Here is a 3,218-nt window from a genome sequence, read left to right as displayed (position 1 = left end):
GCGGCGGTGGCGCGCGCGGGGACGGGGCGCGCAGTGGGGGCGACTCGGCAGGCACGGGCGCGGGGCCTCAGCCGCGTGAAGCGGGTTCGGCGGCACGGACGCAGGCCGAGGAATTCGCCACACGGGGCCACCGCGAGCTGCGCGACGGCAACGTGCTCGGAGCGGCGAGTTTCTTCAAGCGGGCGCTCGACGCGGACCCGGACAACGCCGACGCCGTCATCGGGTTGGGCGAAATCGCCCTCGGCCAGGGGCGTACCGCGAGCGCGGTGTCGCACTTGAAGCGCGCGGTGCGGCTAGCGCCCGGCAACGCGCGCGCGCACACCTTGCTGGGGGAAGCGCTCCTCGCGAACGGTCGCCGGCGCGCCGCCGCGGCAGCGTTCAAGCGCGCGCTCCAGCTCGACCCGGACAATGCCGCGGCGCGCAACGGCTACAACGAGGCCACCGGCGCCGACGACTCCGGCGCCGACGACTCCGACTGACGGGCGCGCGGAACGGCCGGCGCGCCCGCGCGACGCATGCTGCGGGCCCCGGGAGTCGCCAGTGAGTTCGGGCGGCTGCGGCCGATGTCCGGGCCGCGGCGGACGGGGGCGGCTACCGCGAGCGGTCGCCGCCCGGGGCGTCGTCTTTGCTGCGCGGCCTCCAGTCCGCCGGGCGGTTGTGGCTGACGCGAAGCTTCAGACCGGAGCGGTGGGACGAGCGCAGCCTCAAGCGCTTGCGCCCCCCTTTCTTCGCCGACGCGCGAGTTGCCATGACAATACGCTACATTGGGTTGCCATACCCGGCAACTTTTTCTGCGGCGAGCCGGGCCGCGGCCATCTGCTATGATCGCATTGGGATGCTGCCGGACACGCCGCCGAAGCCCACGCCACCCAGGTCGAACGACGAGCGCGAGTGGCAACCCGAGCCGCTGCATCTGCCCGCGCCGCGGCCCCGCCGGGGCCGTCGAGGCCGTCGCGACGGCTCGGAGTCCAGCGACCGCGGCCGACGCGTGATCGTCATCGACATGGCGTGAGCTACCACGTCTTCATAGAAGGCGCGCAAAACCCCGCGGCGGTGGCCGACGTCGCGGCGGCGATCGCGCGTCGCTACGGCCTGCCGGCCGACGCACTCGAGCAGCGATTCGCCGCGGGGCGCTTTCGCGTCAAGGCGAACGTCGACCTCGACACGGCCCGCGCGTTCGCGGGCGATCTCACGCGGCTCGGCGCCATCGCGGCCATCGTCGACGCGGCCACGGGGCTGCCCGCGCCCGCGGCGACCCCGACCGCGCCCGCGGCCGCCCCGACGGTCGCCACGCCCGCTGCCGCCGCCTCGCCTGCCGCGGCGGCGGCGTCCGCCCGCCGGCCCCCGGCCATTCCGGTCGCTCCGACCGTGCGAGCGCCGGCGGGGGGCCGCTCGGCGGCGGAACCGCCGGTTCCGCCGCCACCCGAGCCGCTTCAGTCGGGGCTCGCGGCGGCCTATTCCGGGCGCCACGAGGCGCACGATCTCGGCGTACTGACCTCCGCGCTGGAGAGCGGCGAACTCCGGCTGGCGACGCTCGACGGCTCGGACGACGTGGCCGACGAGGCCCCTCCGGCCGAGTCGTTCTCGCCGCCGGGCGGCGAACCGCGCGCGGAGGGCGCGCCGGCGGGCGGCGACCTGGATGCCGCCGGCGCGTTCTCTCCGCCGGCGGAAGCGTTCGGACCGCCTCCGGAGGAGGCGCCGCTGGACATCGACCCGGCGGCGCTGGTCCGAACGACGCCTCCGCCGATGGCGGCCGTCGCCGCGCCCGAACTCGAATACCCGGATCCGGCCCCCGGCGCTCCGGCGACGGCCCCGGCGCCCGGCGCTCCCGCGGTCGCTCCGGCGACGGCCTCGCCGCCTGCCGCCGTGGCGGTGCCGTGGCACGAGCGCGCCCTCGCCGCCGTTCGAGCGCAGTTCCTCGACCGGCCTCAGGTCCGGTTCGCCGCAGGGATCGTGCTCGCCGTGGTGCTCGCGTGGATACCGGCGCGACTCTACTGGGGCGCGAAGGTGGACGCCGAGCAGAAGGCGCTCACGGCGTCGTTGCGGGAAGTGGTCGCCGCCGCGCGCACCGACGAAGCGGCGTGGCAAGCGTATACGGAAGCCGCGACCGCGCAAAAGGGGCTGGCGGAGTCGCGGATGGTGAACCACACGGTCACGGCGCTGCTGGTGTGGCTCGCGCTCGGCGGCCTGATCGGGTTCGTTTACTTCAAGAAGATCCCCTGGGACGAACTCTGACGGTGCGCGGCCGAGTCGGTCGTCGCCGGCCTACGCGACGGCGTCGCGCCGCTCTCGCCGCCGTGTCACGAGCCAGGACACCCCGATCGACAGGTTGTAGAGGGCGACGAGCGGGATCGCCATCGCGACCTGCGACACGGGATCCGGTGGCGTCAGGATCGCCGCGAACACGAAGGCGAGGACGATCGCATAGCGGTTGAACTTCCACAGGCCGCGATGGGTCACGACGCCGATGACCGAGAAAAAGAAGATGACCAGCGGCATCTCGAATACGAGGCCGAACCCGAGGAGCAGTCGCTTGGACAGGTCCAAATAGTCCTGCATCATGAGGACGGGCCGCAGCGCGACGTCGGCCGAGCCGATGCGGAACTCGCCGATGAGCGAGTTCATCGATGCGAGGTTCGCGTCGGCATACCCGAGGAAGAAGTCGTACGCATACGGCAGCACCATGAAGTAACAAAACGCAGCACCGACCGCGAAGAACATGCCGCTGGCGACGGCAAACGGGATGGCCCACCGTTTCTCGTGCTGGTAGAGGCCCGGCGCGACGAACTTCCACAATTGGTGGAACGCGAACGGCGCCGCGACGAACAGGCCGGCCCAAAACGACAGCGACAGGTACGTCCAAAACGGCTCGGCGAGGCTCTTGAAGTAGAGTTCCGGCGCCGGGAAGTCCGGGTGTTCCGCGGCGCGCGCCTGCCACACCTTGAGTAACGGTTGTAGCAGCAATACGAAGATTTCCTCGTGGAAGGCATACGCGACGAGGAACCCGGCGATCAGCGCGATGATCGCGTTGCGCAGCCGTTGCCGCAGCTCGCGCAAATGCTCGAGGAACGGCATCCGCGCGTCGTCGACCGGGTCGGGCTCGCGCGATCGCGTCTCCGGCGAAGGGGCCGTCGCAGGTTCAACCATGGGTGGGCGGATCGACCGGCACGACCCCGTCGGGCGGGGATGGACTGGCGGTCGCGGCGGCGGCCGGGGTG

General features: G+C 72.5%; 3 protein-coding genes. 2 read left to right on the top strand and 1 reads right to left on the bottom strand.

Going from position 1 to position 3,218, the window contains the following annotated elements; translation table 11 throughout:
• The first annotated feature begins 152 nt into the window (after positions 1 to 152).
• Positions 153 to 479 (top strand): tetratricopeptide repeat protein, encoded by a 327-nt coding sequence (locus tag D6689_21280; protein RMH37136.1) that lies wholly within the window; start codon positions 153 to 155, stop codon positions 477 to 479.
• Between the two features lie 529 nt (positions 480 to 1,008).
• The gene (locus tag D6689_21275; protein RMH37135.1) at positions 1,009 to 2,235 is read left to right on the top strand and encodes a hypothetical protein; all 1,227 of its coding nucleotides are present in this window, start codon (positions 1,009 to 1,011) and stop codon (positions 2,233 to 2,235) included.
• Positions 2,236 to 2,265: 30 nt separating this feature from the next.
• Here the strand turns inward: D6689_21275 and tatC are convergent, their stop codons facing one another.
• Positions 2,266 to 3,147, bottom strand: a complete 882-nt coding sequence (gene tatC / locus D6689_21270; GenBank protein RMH37134.1) for a twin-arginine translocase subunit TatC — start codon at positions 3,145 to 3,147, stop codon at positions 2,266 to 2,268.
• Positions 3,148 to 3,218: the final 71 nt, after the last annotated feature.

Source organism: Deltaproteobacteria bacterium (assembly GCA_003696105.1).
Taxonomy (GTDB): Bacteria; Myxococcota_A; Polyangia; order Haliangiales; family J016; genus J016.
Note: the sequence above shows the minus strand (reverse complement) of the source record. Positions and strands in the feature narration are given on the sequence as shown.

Excerpts from the sequence above, each read along its gene's own strand:
- tatC (RMH37134.1), bottom strand. The coding sequence starts at position 3,147 with ATGGTTGAACCTGCGACGGCCCCTTCGCCGGAGACGCGATCGCGCGAG.